The sequence below is a fragment of the Rhizobium bangladeshense genome, from assembly GCF_001662075.1.
Classification (GTDB): Bacteria; Pseudomonadota; Alphaproteobacteria; order Rhizobiales; family Rhizobiaceae; genus Rhizobium; species Rhizobium bangladeshense_B.
In genome coordinates, this window is sequence record NZ_LYPL01000007.1 from 14,749 (window position 1) to 35,545 (window position 20,797).

Below are 20,797 nucleotides of genomic sequence, written 5' to 3' on the forward strand. Positions count from 1 at the left end.
TCTTTTCAGGAGCGCAAAGGACGCAATACCACTTTGAATTTTCGCCTGGATTATGTCTAAATCGATTTAAATTTTGAGGGTAGTGAATGCGAAAGGCAGCATGCTGCTGCCTCTGCCGGCATGAGCCAGATGGGATCATCGGATCTGGTGTGTTTCCGCCTCCGGTTTGCGGATCATGGGAGCGGCCTGCAGCACGAGCGCATCCAGGCCGTTTTCCTCCTTTTCCAGAATTTCGAACAATTGCCGCCGCATACGCGGCTCCCAGAATTTGTTGATATGATTGGCGACGCCCGCAGCGGCCTCGCTTGCCGGCTGGCTCTTGAAGAAGGTGGCGATCTGGTTTGCCATGTAGACGAGTTTGGTCTTGGTATCATGCGACATCGGCGATGCTTCCGGGCGAGATGCGGTGCGGGTGGGTGAAAATCTCGAAGTCCTCGCCGCGCACCAGGGCGACGAGCGTCATGCCGGCTTTTTCGGCCGTGCGAATGGCGAGAGCCGTCGGCGCTGAAATGGCGATAAGCACCGGGCTGCGGAGGATTGCCGCCTTCTGCACCATCTCGACCGAAAGCCGGCTGGTGACGACGACGGCGCCATCATCGCCGCTTTCGCCGCAGCCGATGACGGCGCCGCAAAGCTTGTCCAGCGCATTGTGCCGGCCGACATCTTCGCGCACGGCAATCAGACCTCTGCCGGGACGATAGAAGGCGGCGCCATGCACCGCCCGCGTCTCGCGATGCAGCGGCTGCGCCTCGTTCAGAAGCGAAACGGCGCGAATGATATCGGCATGCGAGAGCAACAGCGGTGATGTCGAGACATCCGGGACCGGCCGCACCGCCTGTTCGATCGATTCGATGCCGCAGAGCCCGCAGCCGACCGGCCCCGCCATGCTGCGGCGCCGCGCCCGCAGCCGATCGGCGACGTCGTCGACAAGGCTGACCTGCACGTCGATTCCCTGCTCACCCGCAACGACCTCGATGCCCGATATCTCCGCCCGCCCGGCGATGATCCCTTCGGTCAGGCTGAAGCCGACGGCAAAGTCTTCGAGATCAGCGGGTGTCGCCATCATGACCGCATGCGAGCTGCCGCCATAGGAAAAGGCGATCGGCACTTCCTCCGGCACGATACGAGAGGCGCTGTGCATCAGGCCGTTGCGGCGGGCGGTTTCGGGGGCATGGGCAGTGGTGGGGAAAGTCATGGCTTACGCGCTCTCATCCGCCCTTTTGGACACCGCCCGGGGTCGAGCCGCCGGTCTCGCCCCGTCCTTCGGACTCCAACGGGGAGAAGCGTCGCTGACAACGCCGAACCGTCCCCCCATTGTCACTCCGCAGCCTCGAGCTTGCCGGCAATGCGGCGCGATTGCCGTGCCTGCTCGTCATATTCCATCTGCCAGTCGCTCGGCCCGTTGGAAGGCGAGACCTGCACCGCCGTCACCTTATATTCCGGGCAGTTCGTCGCCCAATCGGAAAAGTCGGTGGTGATGACGTTCGCCTGCGTATTGGGATGATGGAAGGTCGTATAGACGACGCCGGGCGCCACGCGATCGGTGATCAGCGCCCGGAGCGTCGTATCGCCGGAGCGGCTCATGAGCTTCACCCAGTCGCCGTCGCGGACGCCGCGCTGTTCGGCATCGTGCGGATGGATTTCCAGCCGGTCTTCCGCATGCCAGACGACATTCTCGGTCCGCCGCGTCTGCGCCCCGACATTGTACTGGCTGAGGATGCGGCCGGTGGTAAGCAGCAGCGGGAAGCGCGGACCGGTGCGTTCGTCGGTCGCCACATATTCGGTGCGGATGAACTTGCCCTTGCCGCGCACGAAGCCGTTAACATGCATGATCGGCGAGCCGAGCGGGTTCTTCTCGTTGCAGGGCCACTGCACCGAGCCCAGCTTGTCGAGATAGTCGTAGGACACCAACGCGAAACTCGGCGTGGTCGCCGCGATCTCGTCCATGATCTCCGACGGATGGCTGTAGTTCCAGTCGAGTCCCATCGTCTGGGCAAGCTTCTGCGTCACCTCCCAGTCGCCATAACCGTTGCGCGGCGTCATCACCTTGCGCACGCGATTGATGCGGCGCTCGGCATTGGTGAAGGTGCCGTCCTTCTCGAGGAAGGTCGAGCCTGGCAGAAAGACATGGGCGTAATTGGCGGTCTCGTTGAGGAACAGGTCCTGAACGACGACGCATTCCATCGCCGCAAGGCCGGCCGCGACATGTTTGGTGTCGGGATCGGACTGGAGGATGTCCTCGCCCTGGACATAGAGGCCCTTGAACGAGCCGTCGACCGCCGCATCCAGCATGTTGGGGATGCGCAGGCCCGGCTCGTTGTCGAGCTTCACACCCCAGAGCTTTTCGAAGATGTCGCGTGTCGCATCGTCGGAAATATGCCGGTAGCCCGGCAGCTCGTGCGGGAAGGAGCCCATGTCGCAGGAGCCTTGCACGTTGTTCTGGCCGCGCAGCGGATTCACGCCGACGCCGGGACGGCCGATATTGCCGGTCGCCATCGCCAGATTGGCGATCGCGATGACCGTGGTCGAACCCTGGCTGTGTTCGGTGACGCCGAGACCGTAATAGATCGCGCCGTTGCCGCCCTTGGCATAGAGCCTTGCCGCGCCGCGCAGGTCCGCCGCCGGAACGCCGGTGAAGACCTCGGTCTCTTCGGGGCTATGCGCCGGTTCGGCGACGAAGGCCGCCCAGTCCTCGAATTCCGACCAGTCGCAACGCTCGCGGATGAAGGTCTCGTCGTAGAGGCCTTCGGTGACGATCACATGTGCCAGCGCCGTCATGACGGCCACATTGGTGCCGGGCTTCAGCGGCAGGTGGTAGGAGGCCTCGATATGCGGCGACCGGACGATATCGGTGCGGCGCGGATCGATGACAATCAACTTGGCGCCCTGGCGCAGCCGCTTCTTCAGCCGCGAAGCGAATACCGGATGACCGTCGGTCGGGTTGGCGCCGATGATGACAACGACATCGGACTGCTCGACGCTGTCGAAATCCTGCGTGCCGGCCGAGGTGCCGAATGTCTGGCCGAGGCCGTAGCCGGTCGGCGAATGGCAGACGCGGGCGCAGGTATCGACATTGTTGTTGCCGAACCCGGCACGGACCAGCTTCTGCACCAGATAGGTTTCCTCATTGGTGCAGCGCGACGAGGTAATCCCGCCGATCGCCTCGCGGCCATACTGATACTGGATGCGGCGGAACTCCGACGCCACATGCGCAAAGGCCTCGTCCCAGCTCACCTCCCGCCAGGGATCGCTGACCTTTTCCCGAATCATCGGGTTGAGGATGCGATCCTTATGGGTTGAATAGCCGTAAGCGAAGCGACCCTTGACGCAGGAATGGCCGCGGTTGGCCTGGCCGTCTTTCCAGGGAACCATGCGCACCAGCTCCTCGCCGCGCATTTCCGCCTTGAAGGAACAGCCGACGCCGCAATAGGCGCAGGTAGTGATAGCCGAATGCTCGGGCTGGCCGATCGCAATCACCGACTTCTCGGTCAGTGTCGCCGTTGGGCAGGCCTGAACGCAGGCGCCGCAGGAGACGCATTCGGAGTCGATGAAGGCTTCATGCGCACCCGCCGAAACCTTGGATTCGAAACCGCGCCCCTCGATCGTCAGCGCGAAGGTGCCTTGCACCTCCTCGCAGGCGCGCACGCAACGCGAACAGACGATGCACTTGGAGGGGTCAAAGGTGAAATAGGGATTGGACTCGTCCTTCGGCGTCCATTTCAGATTGATCTCGCCATTGTTGCGCGCCCTGACGTGGTTGTCGCCGTCATAGCCGTAGCGCACGTCGCGCAGGCCGACGGCACCTGCCATGTCCTGCAATTCGCAATCGCCGTTGGCTGCACAGGTCAGACAGTCGAGCGGGTGGTCGGATATGTAGAGTTCCATCACGCCGCGGCGGACGTCCTTCAGCCGATCCGTCTGCGTGCGTACCACCATGTTGGCCGCCACCGGCGTCGTGCAGGAGGCCGGCAGGCCGGCCCGGCCCTCGATCTCGACGAGACAGAGCCGGCAGGAGCCGAAGGCATCCATCATGTCGGTGGCGCAGAGCTTCGGCACCTCGATGCCGGCTTCCATCGAGGCGCGCATGATCGACGTGCCCTCCGGCACGCTGATCTGCTGCCCGTCGATGGTCAGCGTCACCATGGTTTCCGATTTCGAAGCGGGAGTGCCGTAGTCGATTTCATGGATGAGAGACATAGTCGGCCTCCTGTATGGACGTGGAAATGAGCAATTGGCAGGAAGTTGACGGGTGGAAAGTCATCACTCAGCCGCCTCCGCGATCGGCGCCGGCGAAAAATCCTCCGGGAAATGCGTCATCGCGCTCATGACGGGATAGGGCGTGAAACCGCCGAGCGCGCAGAGCGAGCCGAGTTTCATCGTATTGCAGAGATCGGCCAGCAGAGCCCGGTTCTTCTCCGGCTCGATGCCGTGGGCGATCTTGTCGGCCGTCTCGACGCCGCGCGTCGAGCCGATGCGGCAGGGCGTGCACTTGCCGCAGCTTTCGACGGCGCAGAATTCCATGGCGAAACGCGCCTGCTTCAGCATATCGGCGGTGTCGTCGAAGACGACGATGCCGGCATGGCCGATCAGCCCGTCCCTGGCGGCGAAGGATTCGTAATCGAACGGCGTGTCGAACAGCGCCCGCGGGAAATAAGCCCCGAGCGGCCCCCCGACCTGCACGGCCTTGACCGGCCGTCCCGTCGCCGTACCGCCGCCGATCCTGTCGACGATATCGCCGAGCGAAAGACCGAAGGCGGTTTCGTAAAGACCGCCATATCTGATATTGCCGGCGATCTGCAGCGGGATGGTGCCGCGCGAGCGGCCCATGCCGAAATCGCGATAGAAGGCGGCGCCCTTCTCCATGATCACGGGCACGGAAGCGAGGGAGATCACGTTGTTGATGACCGTCGGACAGTCGAACAGCCCCTTATGCGCCGGCAGCGGCGGCTTGGCGCGCACGACGCCGCGCTTGCCTTCGAGGCTGTTCAACAGGGCCGTCTCCTCGCCGCAGACATAGGCGCCGGCGCCGGTGCGCACCTCGATATCGAAGGCGCGGCCCGAGCCGAGAACCGACGGGCCGAGGATCCCGGCCTGCCGAGCGATGCCGACGGCCTCGCTCATCGCAGCGATCGCATGCGGATATTCCGACCGCGTGTAGACGAAGCCCTTCGTGGCGCCGGTCGCAAGTCCTGATATCGCCATGCCTTCGATCAGCACGAAAGGATCGCCCTCCATGATCATCCGGTCGGCAAAGGTGCCGCTGTCGCCCTCATCGGCATTGCAGACGATATATTTGCGGTCGCCGGCTGCATCGAGAACGGTCTTCCACTTGATGCCTGTGGGGAAACCCGCGCCGCCGCGTCCACGCAGGCCGGAATCGGTGACCTCCTTGACGATTTCGGCGGGCGCCATCGAAACGGCGCGGCGGAGGCCGGCAAGGCCGCCATGCGCCTCGTAATCCGATAGCGAGAGGGGATCGATGACGCCGCAGCGGGCGAAGGTAAGGCGGGTCTGTTGCTTCAGGAACGGGAGGTCTTCAACCTCCCCGAGGCAGAGCGGGTGATCGCCACCATTGACGATGCCGGCGTCGAAAAGACCGGACACATCCTTGGCCTTCACCGGTCCGTAGCCGATGCGCTTGCCGGCAAGGTCCACCTCGACCAGCGGCTCCAGCCAGAACATTCCGCGCGAGCCGTTGCGCACAATCTCGGCATCGAGGCCGCGGGCGACGATCTCCTGGGCAATCGCCTTTGCCACCTTTTCGGCCCCGAGCGCCAGCGCAGCGGCATCGCGCGGAACATATATCTTGACTGTCATCGACGCGCCTCCGCGACGAGTTCCGTCGCCACCTGATCGTCGACCCGGCCGTACACCTCGCCGTCGAGCATCGCCGATGGGCCGCAGGCGCAGAGCCCGAGGCAGTAGACCGCTTCCAGCGTCACGCTGCCGTCGAGCGTCGTCTGGTGAAAATCGATGCCGAGCAGCGCCTTGATGCGCTCAGCCAGCGCGTCGCCGCCCATCGACTGACAGGCCTCGGCGCGACAGAGCTTCAGCACATGCCGCCCGGCAGGGTGGTCGCGATAATCGTGATAAAAGCTCATCACGCCATGCACCTCGGCGCGCGAAAGGTTCAGTTCCTCCGCGATCACGGGCAAGGCTTGCTGCGGCACATAACCGAATTCCTGCTGAACTTGATGCAGAATGGGCAGCAGCGGCCCTTCAAGGAAGCGAAGGTCGGCGACAATGGAACGCGTGCGCGCTGCGATATCGCCTTCGGCGATATGAATGGTCATAAGGCAGCCCTCCCAGCCGCTGGCTCGTTGCGGAATGGCGCCCTCCCCAGCTGAGGCCATCCCTCACACAGCATCTCAAGGAAGCCGGCGACGATCAATAAAGCTGTCTTGTGGATTGATAGGTTTTTCCTATCAGAGTTCTTCATCCCGCACGAGCACGCGCGCCTCATGCAGCAAGGCCGACACGAGCGGCGTGAAGGGCTCGCGATAGGGCGCGACCAGGCCGACCAGATGGTGGGCCTCCGGTTCAACGATCGGAATCATTCGGATCTCTATTGGGAATCCAAATGATTTTGCGACGTTGCGCGGCATGATGCTTGCCCACCGCCCGGTTCTGACATGCGAGAACAGCACGATCATCGAGTTGGATTCGAGGGTTGGATGCACTGTCGCGCCCGCTTCCGTCAGGTGCCGGTTGATGATGCGCCGGTTCTGCATGTCGGCAGTCAATAGGCAAAGCCGAAGATCGCCGACCTCCTTCCAGGTCACGCTGTCGCGATCAGACAGCGGGCTACCCGCAGCCGTGATCAGATGATAGCGCTCGGCATAGAGGGGAACACTGGTGACGCGGCCGAGCGGCTCATTTTCAAGATAGGTGATACCGGCGTCGATCTCGAGATTTTCGAGCATGCTCAGCACCTGCAGCGAATTGCGCGAGACGATCGAGAAGGTCACGCCCGGATGTCGTTCCTGAAAGGGCGTGGTGATGCGCGACAGCATGGCGAGCGCGGTCGGAATGGCGGCGAGTCGAATGTGGCCGGAAAGACCGCGCCGCGCCGCACGCATTTCCTCGCGCATGGTGCGGGCATCGCCGACGATGCGCCGCGCCCATTCGAGCACGCGCTGCCCCTCCGGCGTCAGCCCCTGAAACCGCGACCCGCGCTGCACCAGCATGACGCCGAGCTGATCCTCCAGCTGGCGGATGGCGGCCGAGAGCGTCGGCTGTGAAATCCCGCATTCCTCCGCAGCGCGGCCGAAATGCTTTTCATTGGCAAGGGCGATGAAGAATTCCAGCTTGTCGATCATCCGGTCTCCCGACCCGGCATGATATCATCCGGATCCAGCCCATCTTCTGCGCGGCAGCCGCCGCGCGACCCGACATGCTTTAACCGCTTTCGGCAGCCGGAAAAAGATCGAACAGCGATTCGAGGAATGCAAGCACGCTGAGATTGCCGATGCTGTAATAGACCAGCCTGCCCTGACGGCGCGTATTGACCAGCCCTTCGAGCCTCAGACGCGCCAGTTGCTGCGAGACCATTGCCTGTTGTATGCCGAGAATATTCTCGATTTCACCCACCGTCCGCTCCTCATTCGCGAGGATACAGAGGATCAGAAGTCGGCTCTGATGCGCCAGCGCCTTCAGCAGATCGCTCGCTTCATGGGCTTTGGCAGCGAGTTTGTGCAATTCCTGGCCGGTCATCCCCGGCTCCGGTTTAGGCAACGGCATTCGGCATCTCGGAAGGGAAGCAAAAGGTAGATCAGCACAATAGCATATTCGCACAAGCGAATTCGTCAAATGTGATGAAATGCCAAAAAAGGTCCAAGTAAATCAGCAGATAAGCTGACCACCGTTGATCTCGAGGACTTGGCCCGTAATGTATCCGGAGAGCGAAGAAGCCGCCAGGAACAGATAGGCGGGAGCGCAATCCTCGGCCGTGCCGAGTCGTTGCAGGGGAATGGATTTCCGCGTCTGCTCCAGCTTTTCGCGGGAGGAATAGCGCTCATGGAAATCCGTTTCGATCGTTCCCGGCGAGACGCAATTGACCCGGATGCCATCCGGCGCCAGCTCACGGGCAAGCGCCTTGGAATAGGTGGAAACGAAGGCTTTCGAGGCTGAATAGACCGAAGAACCGGGACTGCCGCCGGTCAGCGCTGAAATCGAAACCGTGTTGACGATGGCGGCGCCCTCGGCTGCCTTCAACGCCGGCAACAGCGCCCGGGTCAGCGCCACCACCGACGTCTGGTTCAGCCGCACGATCGCTTCATAATCTGCGTCGGTGAGCGTCGCAGCCGGAAAACGGCCAAGCATGGTGCCGGCATTATTGACGAGCACATGCACCTTGTCGAAGAAGGCGAGAGCGTCCTCTGCAAATTGCGCAGCGCCGCCGACGGCGGTGAAATCGGCGTTCAGCAACAGCGCCCGTCTTTCCGATGCAGCCGTCAGCAGGAAATCCGGCAGATCCCGTCCCGGTTTGCGCCCAGTATGGACGATCACCTTCGCGCCGCAGTCCAGGAACTGCCGGGCCACCTCGAGGCCGATGCCCCGCCCGGCGCCGGTGACGACGACATTGCGATTTTCAAATAATCTCGGATGGAACACGAAGCCGTCCTCCTCGCGGACGATGCCGCCGGTTGCGTCATTCGCCCTTAACATATGAGCCCGCCGGCCGAAAGAAAGGCACGCATCGATCTTTCCGCCGCAGGGCAGAGTTCCGGAGGCTCAGCTTTCGTTCCCGCTCTCCAGAAGCCGCGCACCCGGTCCTTCCTCGCCAAGCCGATCGCAGGGATTGCGCAAGGGACAGCTTTCGATCGACAGACAGCCGCAGCCGATGCAGCCGGTCAGACGGTCTCGCAGCAGGCTGAGCCGTCTGATTCGCTCGTCGAGTTCATTCTTCCAGCGCGCTGACAGCGTCTGCCAGTCGGCGACCGTCGGCGTGCGCCCCTGCGGCAGGGAGACAAACGCCGTCTGGATTTCCGAGAGCGGAATGCCGACACGTTGGGCCACCTTGATGATGCCGAGCCGGCGAAGCACGTCACGTCCGTAGCGCCGCTGATTGCCGCGCGTGCGGATGCTGGAGATCAGCCCCTTGGCCTCATAGAAATGCAACGCCGAGACGGCAAGACCGCTGCGTTCCGCCACTTCGCCGACCGTCAAAAGCCTGCCGAGCGGCGTAACGGTGATCGTATCCATCGCCTCTTGACCTCAATATTGGTTGAGGTTTTATAACGCCTGCTCCCCCGGGCGTAAAGGCCAGGCGCAGGAAGGAGCGACAGTGAGATCACCCCGGTCGATAACAGACTGAAATCATGGCGCCGGCATTTGCCACCTTCGCCACGACCGCGTCCTGCCGGATAGCCGCCTGAGACGAGCTCGGGTTCCGTTCCCGGCAGGTACGGAACCTCGGAAAACACCCGGGCAGAACTCCGCCCGGGTGTTTTTCACGTCTGTGGTTCCGTTCCGACCGGACGGACGGGCGTGTGATTTTGCGGTTGCGGGAAGAAGACCCCGATGATAGTTTTCGCTGGAATAACAGGGGAGCTCCGTATCGCCGGGGCTGAGATGAGAAGCGCAAGCCTCCGGACCCTTCAAAGCTGATCTGGGTAATGCCAGCGGAGCGAGGTTCAGATGTTTTCCGGCGCACAAGTGTCCCCCCTTCCGATATCCGGCAGCCTCGCCGGCACCATTCCCGATGTCTTCGACAGGTTTGCGCATCTGTGGCGCCGCGTGACTTTTCAAGCGCGCAAAGGGCGCCACGGCACTTTGATTTGCTGCGCGATTTTATCCGCGGATCGATTCCGACCTGAAGAAGCATGCAGGCGGACGAAAGCCTGAAATCAACGCTGATGACATCGCCACAACCATCGGATTCGCGTCTTGCCGCGCTCGGTGCCGCCTTCTACCGGGCGATCCCCGCCCTGCTCGCCGGTTTTGCCTTTCTGGCCGCATGGGAACTTTATGTCGATCTCTCCGGCATCAAACCGTCCATCCTGCCGGCGCCTTCGCGCATCTTGACCCAGGGCTGGCTGAACCGCGAAGCGTTGATATCAAACACTTGGCCGACGCTCGGCGCCACACTCGGCGGCTTCGCCCTGTCGCTCGCCTTTGCTTTCGTCTCGTCGATCCTAATGGATTTCATGCCCTCCATGCGCCGGGCATTGCTACCGATCTTCATTGGCAGCCAGACCCTGCCGTTGGTGGCGATCGCACCGCTCGTCGTTCTCTGGTTCGGATTCGGCCTGTTGCCGAAGATATTGCTGGTAGCGCTCGTCACCTTCTTCCCGTTGCTCGTCGCCCTGCTGCAGGGTTATGAGGCGACCGACCGCGACATCGCTGAACTCCTGAACTCGATGAAGGCAAGCCGCTGGCGCATTTTCCGCCTGGCCCGGCTTCCCTCCTCGCTGCCCTATTTTTTCGCCGGCCTCAGGATCTCGATCACCTATGCCGTCGTCGGCGCGATCTTTGCCGAATATGCGGGAGCCGCGCGCGGCCTCGGCATCTATATCCTCAACGCCAAGAACAATTTCCGGCCGGATCTCGTCCTCGCCGCCGTCGTCGTCAGCGCCGTGCTGACACTCTGCCTTTTCGCAGTGACGCTGATGATCGAGCGTCTCGTCATGCCCTGGCAGCCGTCCGGGGAGCGCCGCCGATGACCGATGAACTGGTCGAACTGCGTAAGATATCGAAATCCTTCGACGGCATGCAGGTGCTCGGCGATATTTCGCTCACTGTCGCAAACGGCGAGTTCGTCTCGATCGTCGGCCCCTCCGGCTCCGGAAAATCGACGGTGCTTCGATTGCTGACCCAGGCGCTGCGACCCGATTCCGGCGCCTTGCTGTTCAAGGGCGCCCCGCTGGAACAGGCGCCGCATTCCTTCGCCTTCATGCCGCAACGCGATGCGCTGATGCCCTGGCGCCGGATCATCGACAATGCCGCACTCGGCCTAGAGGTGGGCGGCATGAGCCGTCGCGCCGCCCGCGCCACCGTGGGGCCGCTGTTCGAGCATTTCGGCCTTGCCGGCTTCGAACACCATTATCCCGCCGAACTTTCCGGTGGCATGCGCCAGCGCGCCGCGCTGTTGCGCACCGTCGTCCAGAGCCAGGACATGCTGCTGCTCGACGAGCCTTTCGGCGCGCTGGACGCGCTGACACGCACGCAAATACAGGAATGGCTGCAGGGCATGTGGACGCAACATCGCTGGACGGCTTTGTTGATCACCCACGATGTTCGCGAGGCGGTGTTCCTCTCCGACCGGATCTACGTGCTATCAGCCCGCCCGGCGCGTATCATCCGCCAATTCCGCGTTCCCCTGCCCCGCCCGAGAAGCATCGCCGATCTCGGCTCGCCGGCGGCCCAGGCGATCGAGACCGAAATCCTGCAAACCCTGCTTCATCCGCTGGAACAGGATGATTTTAGGTCGGTCGGCCTAAAATCTGAATCCTGATCTGATTTAAAGAGTTAGAGCATGACGTCTTCCGAAAAACCACTCACACTTTTCGGCATGCATCATGCTCTAGAGACCTGAGGAGGTCACCATGCTGCTTCTCACCCGTCGACAGACGATCCTCGCCGCCCTCGCGACAAGCCTCGCCGGCCACACCGCCGTCGCCCAGTCGGCACAGGCAAAGGTTCGCATTGCGCTCGACTGGACGCCCAACACCAACCATATCGGCATCTATGTCGCCAAGGCGAAGGGCTTCTATGCGGCCGGCGGCCTCGATGTCGAAATTCTACCCTTCACCGACGCCAGCGCCGGCACGCTGGTGTCGAACGGGGTTGCCGATTTCGGCATCAGCAGCGAGATCGAGGCCATGACGCAGCGCGCCGGCGGCGGTGACGTAAAGATGGTTTACGGCGTCGTCCAGACCGAAACCGCGCGCCTGATCTACAAGGGCGATCGCGACGACATCAAGCGCCCTAAGGATCTCGACGGCAAGACCTATGGCGGCTTCGGCGGCACCTGGGAGAGCGCGCTGGTCTCCGCGATGATCCGCAATGACGGCGGTACGGGCGACGTCAAGACCGTCACTCTTGGCACCTCCGCCTACGAGGCGCTGGACAATGGCTCGATCGATTTCACGCTGGAGATCTATACCTGGGAAGGCATCGCCGCCGAACTGGAAAACCGCAAGATCGGCCGCTTCCACTATTCCGATTACGGCATTCCCGACGAGCAGACGACGGTCATCGTCTCCAGCGACGCCTATCTCTCGGCCAGCCGGGAACACGCCCGCGCCTTCATCCAGGCGACGCGCCAGGGTTATGCCTACTCCGTCGACCATCCCGACGAAGCCTGCGACCTGCTGATTTCCAACAGCAATGGCGCACTGATGAATACGGAACTGGTAAAGGCGTCCCAGAAGGCATTGATCGACGGGCACTTCCTCAAATCCGAGGCCGGCGTGATCGGCACAATCGACCCGGCGAAGGCCGATGCCATCGGCACCTTCCTGCTCGAGAACGGCATCCTGGTCGATGCGAATGGCGCACCACTCAAGGAGAAGCCGGACTTTTCCACCTATTATACCAACGAACTCCTCGGCTGAACCCGCCCCGGCCTTGCCCGAGGCGGCGTTCCGCGGCAAATTTCGGATCGGGACGGTTTGAGCCGGATCGGGCAGGGTGGGGAATGACATGCGACCACAGGAGAGACTGGCCGGAGCGGACTTTCTGCGCGCGACGGCCTGCCTGCTGGTGCTTGCTCATCATCTCGCGCTCCGGCTGGATCTGCGTCGAATTCCCGATGAATTGGCGTCGACGGCGCACATCCTCCGCTTCGGCAATTTCGGCGTCGCCATTTTCTTCGTGCTCAGCGGCTTTCTTCTTGCCCGTTCCTTCTGGCGCGCGCTCGATGCCGGCAGCGACATGCCGAGCCTCGGGACCTACGCCATCCGCAGGGCGGCGCGCATTGTCCCCGGCTTCTGGGTCGCCGCCACCGTCAGTTTCGTTGTCAGCCTGACGCTGGTGGCCGTGCCGCTGACACCGGAGCTTGCGTTGCGCTACCTTTCCGGACTGCTGTTCATGAGCCAATGGCATTGGCGCACGTTTTTCCCTGTCGAAGCCGACGGACCGCTCTGGTCCATCCCCTTCGAGGTCACCAGCTATGTGCTCCTGCCGGCCTGCTTTCTCCTGCTGTTTCGCCTGCCGCGGCTGCGGCAGAGCCGGTTACTGGCCCGTTGCGCCTGGCTCTGCGTCATTGCCGTCGTCCTCGTTGCCCATCTGGCAATCTTGAGGCTCTTTGCGCTCGACGACATCGGGCGCGGCTGGGCCTATGGCCTGCAGGGCGGAGCGAAGGAATGGATGCCCAACTACAATCCGATCGGCTTTTTCGCGGTCTTCGCGCTCGGCGCGCTTGCCGCCGGCATCGACGTCATGCTGCCTGCAAGGCGTTCCTTCTGGTTCGATGCCGCAGCGCTTCTCGCTTTTGCCATTGCCGGCTACCGCCTCGTCATATCGCCCGGCGGTTCGGCCGAGGCGTACGGCTGGCTCGACATACCCTACGGATTTCCAGTCTTTCCGCTGGCGATCGCAACCGCGCTCGTATCGCTCTGCCATTCGCATCGCCTGGGCAGGCTGCTCGACAAGGCGCCCGTCCGCTATGTCGCCAAGATCTCGTTCGGCATTTATATCTGGCAGGAGATCATCCTGACATTGATCCAGAGACTGGACCCCGGTTCGTTCGGCGCCTCCTCGGACAATGTCGTCACCGGCTGGTTGCAATCCTGCGGGCTGACGGTGGCACTCGTCCTTCTGGTGGCAAGTCTCAGCTATCACCTGCTGGAACGACCGGCGATCGACTTGGGAAACCGTCTGACATCGCACTCACCCAATCGGACTACTCCTTTTAAAGTATAATTTTGTTTCCACTTCAACTACAGGCATTAATGTTAACAGGGAATACTCCCATTTTTGGTGTCTTTAGGGTTAGCAATTTCCTATTTATCCCGATGACAAACCTTACGTGAGCATGTATTTGTCTCCCTACAGTTCAGTATTGCATCTAAACTTGCGGGCCTTGCGTAATGAATGCTTTTACTTCGAAGACAAATTCACGCTTCGATCCGTCTCAGCGTCAGATCAAAATCAGGACCCTGGTCATAGCGAACTCCAACATTCGCCAGCCGGAGAGCTTTTCCAATGGCGAAGGAAAGGCGGCGCTGCGACTGGCCGTGAAACGGCTGATCGACATCGTCATCTCGGCTAACGCCCTCCTCGTGCTGGCGCCGCTTTTTCTGGCGATCGCTCTTTTCATCAAGCTCGACGATGGCGGCCCGGTGTTCTTCCGCCAGATCCGCTGGGGGCTGAACGGCCGGAAGATCAACGTCTTCAAATTCCGCTCGATGCGGGCCGAAGCTTGCGATCCCAGCGGCGTCCAGCAGACCGTCAAGGGCGACGCCAGGATGACCGGCATCGGCGCGATGCTCCGCAGGACCAACATCGACGAACTGCCGCAACTGCTGAACGTCCTCAAGGGCGAGATGTCGCTGGTCGGCCCACGCTGCCATGCCATCAACATGCGCGCGGCCGGCAGGCTCTACGAGGAAGTGGTGCCGAACTACCACCATCGACACATCATGCGCCCCGGCATCACCGGCCTTGCGCAAACACGCGGCTGGCGCGGCCCGACGACACGGCCGCTGGAAGCCCGGGCCCGCATCGCCTGTGATATCTATTATGTCAGGAATTTCAGCCTGCTGCTCGACCTGAAGATCCTGTTCAAGACACTGATCATCGAGCTGCGCGGCGGCACCGGCTTCTGAGACGCTGCAGCTAAGCTGCGGCTACATAATCCGTCAGCGGCACAGGCCGCTCCGAAAGATTGTAGCGCGCTTTTGGAGTTTTCCCTGAGCTGATTGAAGCCGTCTGTTTTCTCAACCGAAACAGCGGGCCGCGTTCGTTTGAAGCCGCACGACAACGCTGTTTTCTGTATCCCGGGAAGAAGACAGACACAAAAAAGCGGCCATTGAGGCCGCCTTTTCAATGAAGCTGTCGTTACCCGGTCAGTCCTGCTGGACGATGCCGCGCAGATGCGTCAGTTCCATGATGAAATGCTCGAGCTTCGACTTATGCTCGTGCAGCTCGGCATGTTCGAGCTCCTTGCGGGCAGCCTCGATACGACGGGTCAGCTCGTCCTTATGGAGTTCTTCGACCGGAACGGCGGATTCGGCAAGCAAAGTGCAGCCTGTCGGCAGGATATCGGCAAACCCGCCGAACACCACGTAGTCCTGCTTCTTGCCGGACGCCGAACGCACGCTCACCACACCCGGCTTGATGGTCGTCATCGTCGGCGCGTGGTGCGCCATGACGGTCATTTCGCCCTCGGTCGCGGGAATGACGACCTCGGTCACCATCTCCGACAGCAGCAGACGCTCCGGCGAAACGAGCTCAAAGTTGAAATTGTCAGCCATCAGTGACTTACCTTCTCGGCTATGGCTTTTGCATCTTGCAATTTTGTCCCGCAGAACGGGCAGTGCAGTACCGCCTGGTCGAGATAGCCGAGGCCTTCCTCGGTCTGAACCATCCCGACGACCATCATCAGCACACCGTTATCGGCACGATAGACAGTCGGCGCGGCCGGTTCCGGAAGTTCCGCCACGACCCCCTTGAGGGAGTCGCAGCAGAATATCTCGTCCTGAGCATCGCTCATCAGGCAGCAGCGAGCTTCTTGGCCTTCTCGACAGCTTCCTCCATCGAACCGACCATGTAGAAAGCGGCTTCCGGCAGGTGATCATATTCGCCGTTGACGAGACCCTTGAAGCCCTTGATCGTGTCTTCGAGGGCGACGAGCTTGCCCGGCGAACCGGTGAAGACTTCGGCAACGAAGAACGGTTGCGACAGGAAGCGCTCGATCTTGCGGGCGCGGGCAACGGCAATCTTGTCCTCTTCCGACAGTTCGTCCATGCCGAGGATGGCGATGATGTCCTGCAGGGCCTTGTAGCGCTGCAGCGTCGACTGAACCTTGCGGGCAACTTCGTAGTGCTCTTCGCCGACGACCATCGGGTCGAGCATGCGCGAGGTGGAGTCGAGCGGGTCGACGGCCGGGTAAATACCCTTTTCGGCGATCGAGCGCGACAGAACCGTCGTTGCGTCCAGGTGGGCGAACGAGGTTGCCGGCGCCGGGTCGGTCAAGTCGTCGGCGGGAACGTAAATGGCCTGAACCGAGGTGATCGAGCCGGTCGTCGTCGTGGTGATGCGCTCCTGCATCTGGCCCATGTCGGTTGCCAGCGTTGGCTGATAACCCACGGCCGAAGGGATGCGGCCAAGCAGCGCCGACACTTCGGAACCTGCCTGGGTGAAGCGGAAGATGTTGTCGACGAAGAACAGAACGTCCTGGCCCTGGTCGCGGAAATGTTCTGCGACGGTCAGACCCGTCAGAGCGACACGAGCGCGGGCGCCCGGCGGTTCGTTCATCTGACCGTAAACGAGGGCAGCCTTGGAGCCTTCGCCGCCGCCATGCTTGTTGACGCCGGATTCGATCATTTCGTGGTAAAGGTCGTTGCCTTCGCGGGTACGCTCACCCACGCCTGCGAAGACCGAGTAACCACCGTGCGCCTTGGCGACGTTGTTGATCAGTTCCATGATGAGAACGGTCTTGCCGACGCCGGCGCCGCCGAACAGGCCGATCTTGCCGCCCTTTGCGTAAGGAGCGAGAAGGTCGACGACCTTGATGCCGGTGACGAGGATCTGCGCTTCCGTGGACTGCTCGACGTAAGCCGGAGCGTCCTGGTGGATGGCGCGCTTGTGTGCGGTGTTCAGCGGGCCTGCTTCGTCGACCGGCTCGCCGATGACGTTCATGATGCGGCCGAGCGTTTCATCGCCGACCGGAACCGAGATCGGAGCGCCGGTATCGACGACCTGCTGGCCGCGAACGAGACCTTCGCTCGAGTCCATCGCGATGGTGCGGACTTCGTTTTCGCCCAGATGCTGAGCGACTTCGAGTACCAGGCGGACGCCGTTATTCTCGGTTTCGAGCGCGTTCAAAATCGCCGGCAGTTCGCCTTCGAAAGCAACGTCGACGACGGCGCCGATAACCTGGGTGACTTTGCCGACAGAGCGGGTAGCTGCCTCAGCCATTTTCTTACCCTCTTTCCCTAATTCAGAGCGCTTCCGCGCCCGAAATGATTTCAATCAGTTCCTTGGTGATCTGAGCCTGACGCTGACGGTTGTAGTTCAGCGTCAGCTTGTTGATCATCTCACCGGCATTGCGCGTCGCATTGTCCATGGCGCTCATCTTCGCGCCCATCTCGCCCGCGACATTCTCCAAGAGCGCGCGGAAGATCTGGACGGAGATGTTGCGCGGGATCAGGTCGCCGAGGATCGACGCCGGATCGGGCTCGTATTCGTAGACGGCGCCTGCATGTTCTGCATCCTCAGCAACGGCTTCCGGAGCCTTGGCCGGGATGAGCTGCTGGGCGGTCGGGACCTGGCTGATCACCGACTTGAATTCGGAGTAGAACAGCGTGCAGACATCGAACTCGCCGGCGGCGAACATCTCGATGATGCGCTTGCCGATCTGGTCGGCATTCTCGAAGCCGATCTTCTTGACTTCGCGCAGTTCCTTGCGCTCGATGATCAGCGACGCGTATTCGCGGCGAAGGATGTCGTAACCCTTCTTGCCGACGGTGAAGATCTTCACCGTCTTGCCCTCGGCCACCAGCCTGCGGACATGGTCGCGCGCAAAGCGCGCAATCTGCGAGTTGAAGCCACCGCAAAGGCCGCGTTCGGCCGTGCAGACCACCAGCAGATGAACCTGGTTCTTGCCGGTGCCGCTCATCAGCGCCGGTGCGCCATCCGCATCGGTGACGGCCTTGGCGATGTTCGCCAGAACCGCACCCATGCGCTGCGAGTAAGGCCGGGCGGCCTCGGCCGCCTCCTGCGCACGCCGAAGCTTCGCCGCAGCGACCATTTTCATCGCCTTGGTGATCTTCTGCGTCGCCTTGACGGAGGCGATCCGGTTTTTCAGATCCTTGAGTGAAGGCATCCGTGATCCGTCCTAACTTAGGGCCCGATTACTGGAAAGACTTGGCGAAGCTGTCGAGAGCAGCAACGAGCTTGCCCTTCGTGTCATCGCTGATAGCCTTTTCCGTGCGGATCGCATCGAGGATGGCGGAGCCTTCCGAACGCAGGTAGGACAACAGACCCTGCTCGAACTTGCCGACCTGGGCGACCGGCAGCTTGTCGAGGTAGCCGTTGACGCCGGCGAAGATCACGGCGACCTGTTCTTCCGTCTTCAGCGGCGAGAACTGCGGCTGCTTCAGGAGTTCGGTCAGGCGTGCACCGCGGTTCAAGAGGCGCTGCGTGGCAGCGTCGAGGTCCGAACCGAACTGGGCGAAGGCGGCCATTTCACGATACTGGGCAAGTTCGCCCTTGATCGAGCCGGCGACCTGCTTCATCGCCTTGATCTGCGCCGACGAGCCGACGCGGGAAACCGAGAGACCGACGTTAACGGCCGGGCGGATACCCTGGTAGAACAGGTCGGTTTCAAGGAAGATCTGGCCGTCGGTAATCGAGATCACGTTGGTCGGAATGAAGGCCGACACGTCGTTGCCCTGCGTTTCGATGACCGGCAGAGCGGTCAGCGAACCGGCGCCCTTGTCGTCGTTCATCTTTGCAGCGCGCTCAAGCAGGCGCGAGTGCAGGTAGAAAACGTCGCCCGGATAGGCTTCGCGGCCCGGCGGGCGGCGCAGCAGCAGCGACATCTGACGGTAGGATACGGCCTGCTTCGACAGGTCGTCGTAACCGATCAGCGCGTGCATGCCGTTGTCGCGGAAATATTCGCCCATGGCGCAGCCCGCGAACGGAGCGAGGAACTGCATCGGAGCCGGGTCGGAAGCCGTCGCGGCGACGATGATCGAATACTTCAGCGCGCCGCGCTCTTCGAGCACCTTGACGAACTGGGCGACGGTCGAACGCTTCTGGCCGACGGCAACGTAGACGCAGTAAAGCTTCTCGCCTTCCGGACCATTGTCGTGAATGGCCTTCTGGTTGAGGAAGGCGTCGAGCAAGATAGCGGTCTTGCCGGTCTGGCGGTCACCGATGACGAGCTCGCGCTGGCCGCGGCCGACCGGGATCAGCGCGTCGATGGCCTTGAGGCCGGTCGACATCGGCTCATGAACCGACTTGCGCGGAATGATGCCCGGAGCCTTGACGTCGACGCGCGAACGGCGGGTCGCGTTGATCGGGCCCTTGCCGTCGATAGGATTGCCGAGCGCGTCGACAACGCGGCCGAGCAGTTCCGGACCAACCGGAACGTCGACGATGGCGCCGGTCCGCTTGACGGTGTCGCCTTCCTTGATGTCGCGGTCGGAGCCGAAAATAACGACACCGACGTTGTCGGATTCGAGGTTCAGAGCCATGCCGCGGATGCCGCCGGGGAACTCGACCATTTCACCGGCCTGGACATTGTCCAGACCGTAAACGCGAGCAATACCGTCACCGACGGAGAGAACCTGGCCGACTTCCGAGACTTCTGCCTCTTTGCCGAAATTTTTGATCTGGTCTTTGAGAATTGCGGAAATTTCCGCGGCGCGGATATCCATCAGCCAACCTCTTTCAATGCGAGCTTAAGGGTAGAGAGTTTGGTACGAAGAGACGTATCAATCTGACGGGACCCGACCTTTACGATCAGACCACCAAGAATTGACGGATCAACCGTGACTGATATCGTCACGTCTTTGCCGGTGACGCTCTTGAGTGCCGCCTTCAATTCGGTTTCCTGCGCTTGCGAAAGCGCATGTGCCGAGGTGACCTCGGCGGAGATTTCACCGCGATGATTCGCGGCGATGAGGCGGAAGGCCCTGATCATGCCCGGCAGGGCAAACAGGCGGCGGTTGCGCGCCACGACCTTCAGAAAATTGGCGAAGAAGCCGCTGATGCCGGCCCTCTCGCTGATGGCGACAATCGCCTTCAGCTGGTCCTCAGCGGAAAAAACCGGGCTTGCGACGAAGCGCTTCAGTTCGGCGCTCTCATCCAGCATCGCTTGGAAACGGTCGAGATCGGCGGTGACGCTGTCGACGGCGCCCTGTTCGAGCGCCAGCTCGAAAAGCGACGAGGCATAGCGCTCGGCAACACCAGAAGTAAGCTGGGACGTGTCTGCCACTGGCACAAATTTCCCTGATTTCAATCCAAAATCCGGCTCTCGGCGGGCGCCGAACCTATGATCTTGAATTCGTTTTGATTTCCCCCAGAAATCACAAGAGAAGCCTCTTGCTTCTTCCGAAATTCGGGGTCCGTCTAACATAGGATGTTCGGACTCGCAACACGCGTAATGCCCGAATACGCCTTTCGCATGAATTTCTGTTCGCAAAATTGCGCAATGGCCTGAACGCGGGCCGCGCAAGCCGCCGCCGGCGGCGAAAATTATGTCTGGAAGAAGCCGAAAACATATAGCAGCGGCAGTGCCGCGATAATCGCCTGCACAACCAGAAGTAAATAGTTGAGGTAAGTACTCCCCTTATCTGACAGGATGGAGACGATGCGGGCAAACGCGGCCATGGCGAATGCCGCCCCGAAGGCGGTATAAATCAGCGGCTGAGCCAGCACGATAGCACCCAGGCCAAGACCGAGATAGAAGCCACCCACCGATCGGATCTCGCTGAAACCTTCACGCCGCTCGCCGCGCGGCGCCAGGCCGAAGAGCGTCATCGCAAGACCCGGCGCAAACATGATGACAAAGCCGGCAAAGGCCGTAAAGGCGGCTGCGCCGAAGGCAAGCTGCTCACCAAATTCCGTCGGAAATTCAAATTCCATGCCTCGACCCCAATCATCAGCTGATTCTGCGTTTATG

21 protein-coding genes and 1 riboswitch are annotated in these 20,797 nt (G+C 61.6%); of the genes, 5 read left to right on the forward strand and 16 right to left on the reverse strand.

Annotated features, from left to right (window positions below; all coding sequences use genetic code 11):
• Positions 1-135 precede the first annotated feature (135 nt).
• The 9 genes from A7X77_RS15440 to soxR all read right to left on the reverse strand — a co-directional run bounded on the left by A7X77_RS15440 (position 136) and on the right by soxR (position 9,204).
• Positions 136-381 (reverse strand): formate dehydrogenase subunit delta, encoded by a 246-nt coding sequence (locus A7X77_RS15440; RefSeq protein ID WP_064683758.1) that lies wholly within the window; start codon positions 379-381, stop codon positions 136-138.
• The gene (gene fdhD, locus A7X77_RS15445) at positions 371-1,195 is read right to left on the reverse strand and encodes a formate dehydrogenase accessory sulfurtransferase FdhD (RefSeq protein ID WP_064683759.1); all 825 of its coding nucleotides are present in this window, start codon (positions 1,193-1,195) and stop codon (positions 371-373) included. Before fdhD ends, A7X77_RS15440 begins: the two co-directional genes overlap by 11 nt.
• Positions 1,196-1,317: 122 nt before the next feature.
• The gene (fdhF, locus tag A7X77_RS15450) at positions 1,318-4,197 is read right to left on the reverse strand and encodes a formate dehydrogenase subunit alpha (protein WP_064683760.1); all 2,880 of its coding nucleotides are present in this window, start codon (positions 4,195-4,197) and stop codon (positions 1,318-1,320) included.
• A gap of 63 nt (positions 4,198-4,260) precedes the next feature.
• The gene (locus tag A7X77_RS15455; RefSeq protein ID WP_064683761.1) at positions 4,261-5,817 is read right to left on the reverse strand and encodes a formate dehydrogenase beta subunit; all 1,557 of its coding nucleotides are present in this window, start codon (positions 5,815-5,817) and stop codon (positions 4,261-4,263) included.
• On the reverse strand, positions 5,814-6,293 hold the full coding sequence (locus A7X77_RS15460; protein ID WP_064683762.1) for a formate dehydrogenase subunit gamma: 480 nt from the start codon (positions 6,291-6,293) through the stop codon (positions 5,814-5,816). Before A7X77_RS15460 ends, A7X77_RS15455 begins: the two co-directional genes overlap by 4 nt.
• Before the next feature lie 132 nt (positions 6,294-6,425).
• Positions 6,426-7,319 (reverse strand): LysR family transcriptional regulator, encoded by an 894-nt coding sequence (locus A7X77_RS15465; RefSeq protein ID WP_012485454.1) that lies wholly within the window; start codon positions 7,317-7,319, stop codon positions 6,426-6,428.
• 79 nt (positions 7,320-7,398) lie between these two features.
• The gene (locus A7X77_RS15470) at positions 7,399-7,740 is read right to left on the reverse strand and encodes an ArsR/SmtB family transcription factor (protein WP_064683763.1); all 342 of its coding nucleotides are present in this window, start codon (positions 7,738-7,740) and stop codon (positions 7,399-7,401) included.
• A 102-nt stretch (positions 7,741-7,842) separates the two neighbouring features.
• On the reverse strand, positions 7,843-8,613 hold the full coding sequence (locus tag A7X77_RS15475; protein WP_064683980.1) for an SDR family NAD(P)-dependent oxidoreductase: 771 nt from the start codon (positions 8,611-8,613) through the stop codon (positions 7,843-7,845).
• Between the two features lie 120 nt (positions 8,614-8,733).
• Positions 8,734-9,204, reverse strand: coding sequence for a redox-sensitive transcriptional activator SoxR (gene soxR / locus A7X77_RS15480; protein ID WP_064683764.1), 471 nt, complete (start codon positions 9,202-9,204; stop codon positions 8,734-8,736).
• Between the two features lie 331 nt (positions 9,205-9,535).
• Positions 9,536-9,649: riboswitch (TPP riboswitch) on the forward strand.
• A 208-nt stretch (positions 9,650-9,857) separates the two neighbouring features.
• On the opposite strand from soxR, the gene A7X77_RS15485 reads away from it, so the two are divergent.
• The 5 genes from A7X77_RS15485 to A7X77_RS15505 all read left to right on the forward strand — a co-directional run bounded on the left by A7X77_RS15485 (position 9,858) and on the right by A7X77_RS15505 (position 14,771).
• Positions 9,858-10,664: an ABC transporter permease gene (locus tag A7X77_RS15485; protein ID WP_064683981.1), complete on the forward strand. Its 807-nt coding sequence runs from the start codon at positions 9,858-9,860 to the stop codon at positions 10,662-10,664.
• Complete coding sequence (locus A7X77_RS15490) at positions 10,661-11,455, forward strand: ABC transporter ATP-binding protein (protein ID WP_064683765.1); 795 nt, start codon at positions 10,661-10,663, stop codon at positions 11,453-11,455. Before A7X77_RS15485 ends, A7X77_RS15490 begins: the two co-directional genes overlap by 4 nt.
• 91 nt (positions 11,456-11,546) lie before the next feature.
• Positions 11,547-12,557 carry an ABC transporter substrate-binding protein gene (locus A7X77_RS15495; RefSeq protein ID WP_064683766.1) on the forward strand — a complete coding sequence of 337 codons (1,011 nt, stop codon included), beginning with the start codon at positions 11,547-11,549 and terminating at the stop codon, positions 12,555-12,557.
• Positions 12,558-12,645: 88 nt separating this feature from the next.
• Positions 12,646-13,866: an acyltransferase family protein gene (locus A7X77_RS15500; RefSeq protein ID WP_064683767.1), complete on the forward strand. Its 1,221-nt coding sequence runs from the start codon at positions 12,646-12,648 to the stop codon at positions 13,864-13,866.
• A gap of 167 nt (positions 13,867-14,033) precedes the next feature.
• Positions 14,034-14,771: a sugar transferase gene (locus A7X77_RS15505; protein WP_064683768.1), complete on the forward strand. Its 738-nt coding sequence runs from the start codon at positions 14,034-14,036 to the stop codon at positions 14,769-14,771.
• A 240-nt stretch (positions 14,772-15,011) separates the two neighbouring features.
• Here the strand turns inward: A7X77_RS15505 and A7X77_RS15510 are convergent, their stop codons facing one another.
• The 7 genes from A7X77_RS15510 to A7X77_RS15540 all read right to left on the reverse strand — a co-directional run bounded on the left by A7X77_RS15510 (position 15,012) and on the right by A7X77_RS15540 (position 20,760).
• Complete coding sequence (locus tag A7X77_RS15510; protein WP_010053653.1) at positions 15,012-15,419, reverse strand: F0F1 ATP synthase subunit epsilon; 408 nt, start codon at positions 15,417-15,419, stop codon at positions 15,012-15,014.
• Positions 15,419-15,658, reverse strand: coding sequence for a hypothetical protein (locus tag A7X77_RS15515; RefSeq protein WP_064683769.1), 240 nt, complete (start codon positions 15,656-15,658; stop codon positions 15,419-15,421). Before A7X77_RS15515 ends, A7X77_RS15510 begins: the two co-directional genes overlap by 1 nt.
• Complete coding sequence (gene atpD / locus A7X77_RS15520) at positions 15,658-17,085, reverse strand: F0F1 ATP synthase subunit beta (RefSeq protein ID WP_064683770.1); 1,428 nt, start codon at positions 17,083-17,085, stop codon at positions 15,658-15,660. Before atpD ends, A7X77_RS15515 begins: the two co-directional genes overlap by 1 nt.
• A gap of 22 nt (positions 17,086-17,107) precedes the next feature.
• On the reverse strand, positions 17,108-17,992 hold the full coding sequence (locus tag A7X77_RS15525) for a F0F1 ATP synthase subunit gamma (protein WP_064683771.1): 885 nt from the start codon (positions 17,990-17,992) through the stop codon (positions 17,108-17,110).
• A 28-nt stretch (positions 17,993-18,020) separates the two neighbouring features.
• Complete coding sequence (gene atpA, locus A7X77_RS15530) at positions 18,021-19,550, reverse strand: F0F1 ATP synthase subunit alpha (RefSeq protein ID WP_064683772.1); 1,530 nt, start codon at positions 19,548-19,550, stop codon at positions 18,021-18,023.
• Positions 19,550-20,116 carry a F0F1 ATP synthase subunit delta gene (locus A7X77_RS15535; RefSeq protein WP_170964966.1) on the reverse strand — a complete coding sequence of 189 codons (567 nt, stop codon included), beginning with the start codon at positions 20,114-20,116 and terminating at the stop codon, positions 19,550-19,552. Before A7X77_RS15535 ends, atpA begins: the two co-directional genes overlap by 1 nt.
• A 254-nt stretch (positions 20,117-20,370) precedes the next feature.
• Entirely contained in the window at positions 20,371-20,760 is a 390-nt protein-coding gene (locus A7X77_RS15540) for a hypothetical protein (protein WP_064683774.1), read from the reverse strand.
• Positions 20,761-20,797 lie beyond the last annotated feature (37 nt).

Excerpts from the sequence above, each read along its gene's own strand:
- A7X77_RS15440 (WP_064683758.1), bottom strand. The coding sequence starts at position 381 with ATGTCGCATGATACCAAGACCAAACTCGTCTACATGGCAAACCAGATC.
- fdhD (WP_064683759.1), bottom strand. The coding sequence starts at position 1,195 with ATGACTTTCCCCACCACTGCCCATGCCCCCGAAACCGCCCGCCGCAAC.
- fdhF (WP_064683760.1), bottom strand. The coding sequence starts at position 4,197 with ATGTCTCTCATCCATGAAATCGACTACGGCACTCCCGCTTCGAAATCG.
- A7X77_RS15455 (WP_064683761.1), bottom strand. The coding sequence starts at position 5,817 with ATGACAGTCAAGATATATGTTCCGCGCGATGCCGCTGCGCTGGCGCTC.
- A7X77_RS15460 (WP_064683762.1), bottom strand. The coding sequence starts at position 6,293 with ATGACCATTCATATCGCCGAAGGCGATATCGCAGCGCGCACGCGTTCC.
- A7X77_RS15465 (WP_012485454.1), bottom strand. The coding sequence starts at position 7,319 with ATGATCGACAAGCTGGAATTCTTCATCGCCCTTGCCAATGAAAAGCAT.
- A7X77_RS15470 (WP_064683763.1), bottom strand. The coding sequence starts at position 7,740 with ATGCCGTTGCCTAAACCGGAGCCGGGGATGACCGGCCAGGAATTGCAC.
- soxR (WP_064683764.1), bottom strand. The coding sequence starts at position 9,204 with ATGGATACGATCACCGTTACGCCGCTCGGCAGGCTTTTGACGGTCGGC.
- A7X77_RS15485 (WP_064683981.1), top strand. The coding sequence starts at position 9,858 with ATGACATCGCCACAACCATCGGATTCGCGTCTTGCCGCGCTCGGTGCC.
- A7X77_RS15490 (WP_064683765.1), top strand. The coding sequence starts at position 10,661 with ATGACCGATGAACTGGTCGAACTGCGTAAGATATCGAAATCCTTCGAC.
- A7X77_RS15495 (WP_064683766.1), top strand. The coding sequence starts at position 11,547 with ATGCTGCTTCTCACCCGTCGACAGACGATCCTCGCCGCCCTCGCGACA.
- A7X77_RS15500 (WP_064683767.1), top strand. The coding sequence starts at position 12,646 with ATGCGACCACAGGAGAGACTGGCCGGAGCGGACTTTCTGCGCGCGACG.
- A7X77_RS15505 (WP_064683768.1), top strand. The coding sequence starts at position 14,034 with ATGAATGCTTTTACTTCGAAGACAAATTCACGCTTCGATCCGTCTCAG.
- A7X77_RS15510 (WP_010053653.1), bottom strand. The coding sequence starts at position 15,419 with ATGGCTGACAATTTCAACTTTGAGCTCGTTTCGCCGGAGCGTCTGCTG.
- A7X77_RS15515 (WP_064683769.1), bottom strand. The coding sequence starts at position 15,658 with ATGAGCGATGCTCAGGACGAGATATTCTGCTGCGACTCCCTCAAGGGG.
- atpD (WP_064683770.1), bottom strand. The coding sequence starts at position 17,085 with ATGGCTGAGGCAGCTACCCGCTCTGTCGGCAAAGTCACCCAGGTTATC.
- A7X77_RS15525 (WP_064683771.1), bottom strand. The coding sequence starts at position 17,992 with ATGCCTTCACTCAAGGATCTGAAAAACCGGATCGCCTCCGTCAAGGCG.
- atpA (WP_064683772.1), bottom strand. The coding sequence starts at position 19,550 with ATGGATATCCGCGCCGCGGAAATTTCCGCAATTCTCAAAGACCAGATC.
- A7X77_RS15540 (WP_064683774.1), bottom strand. The coding sequence starts at position 20,760 with ATGGAATTTGAATTTCCGACGGAATTTGGTGAGCAGCTTGCCTTCGGC.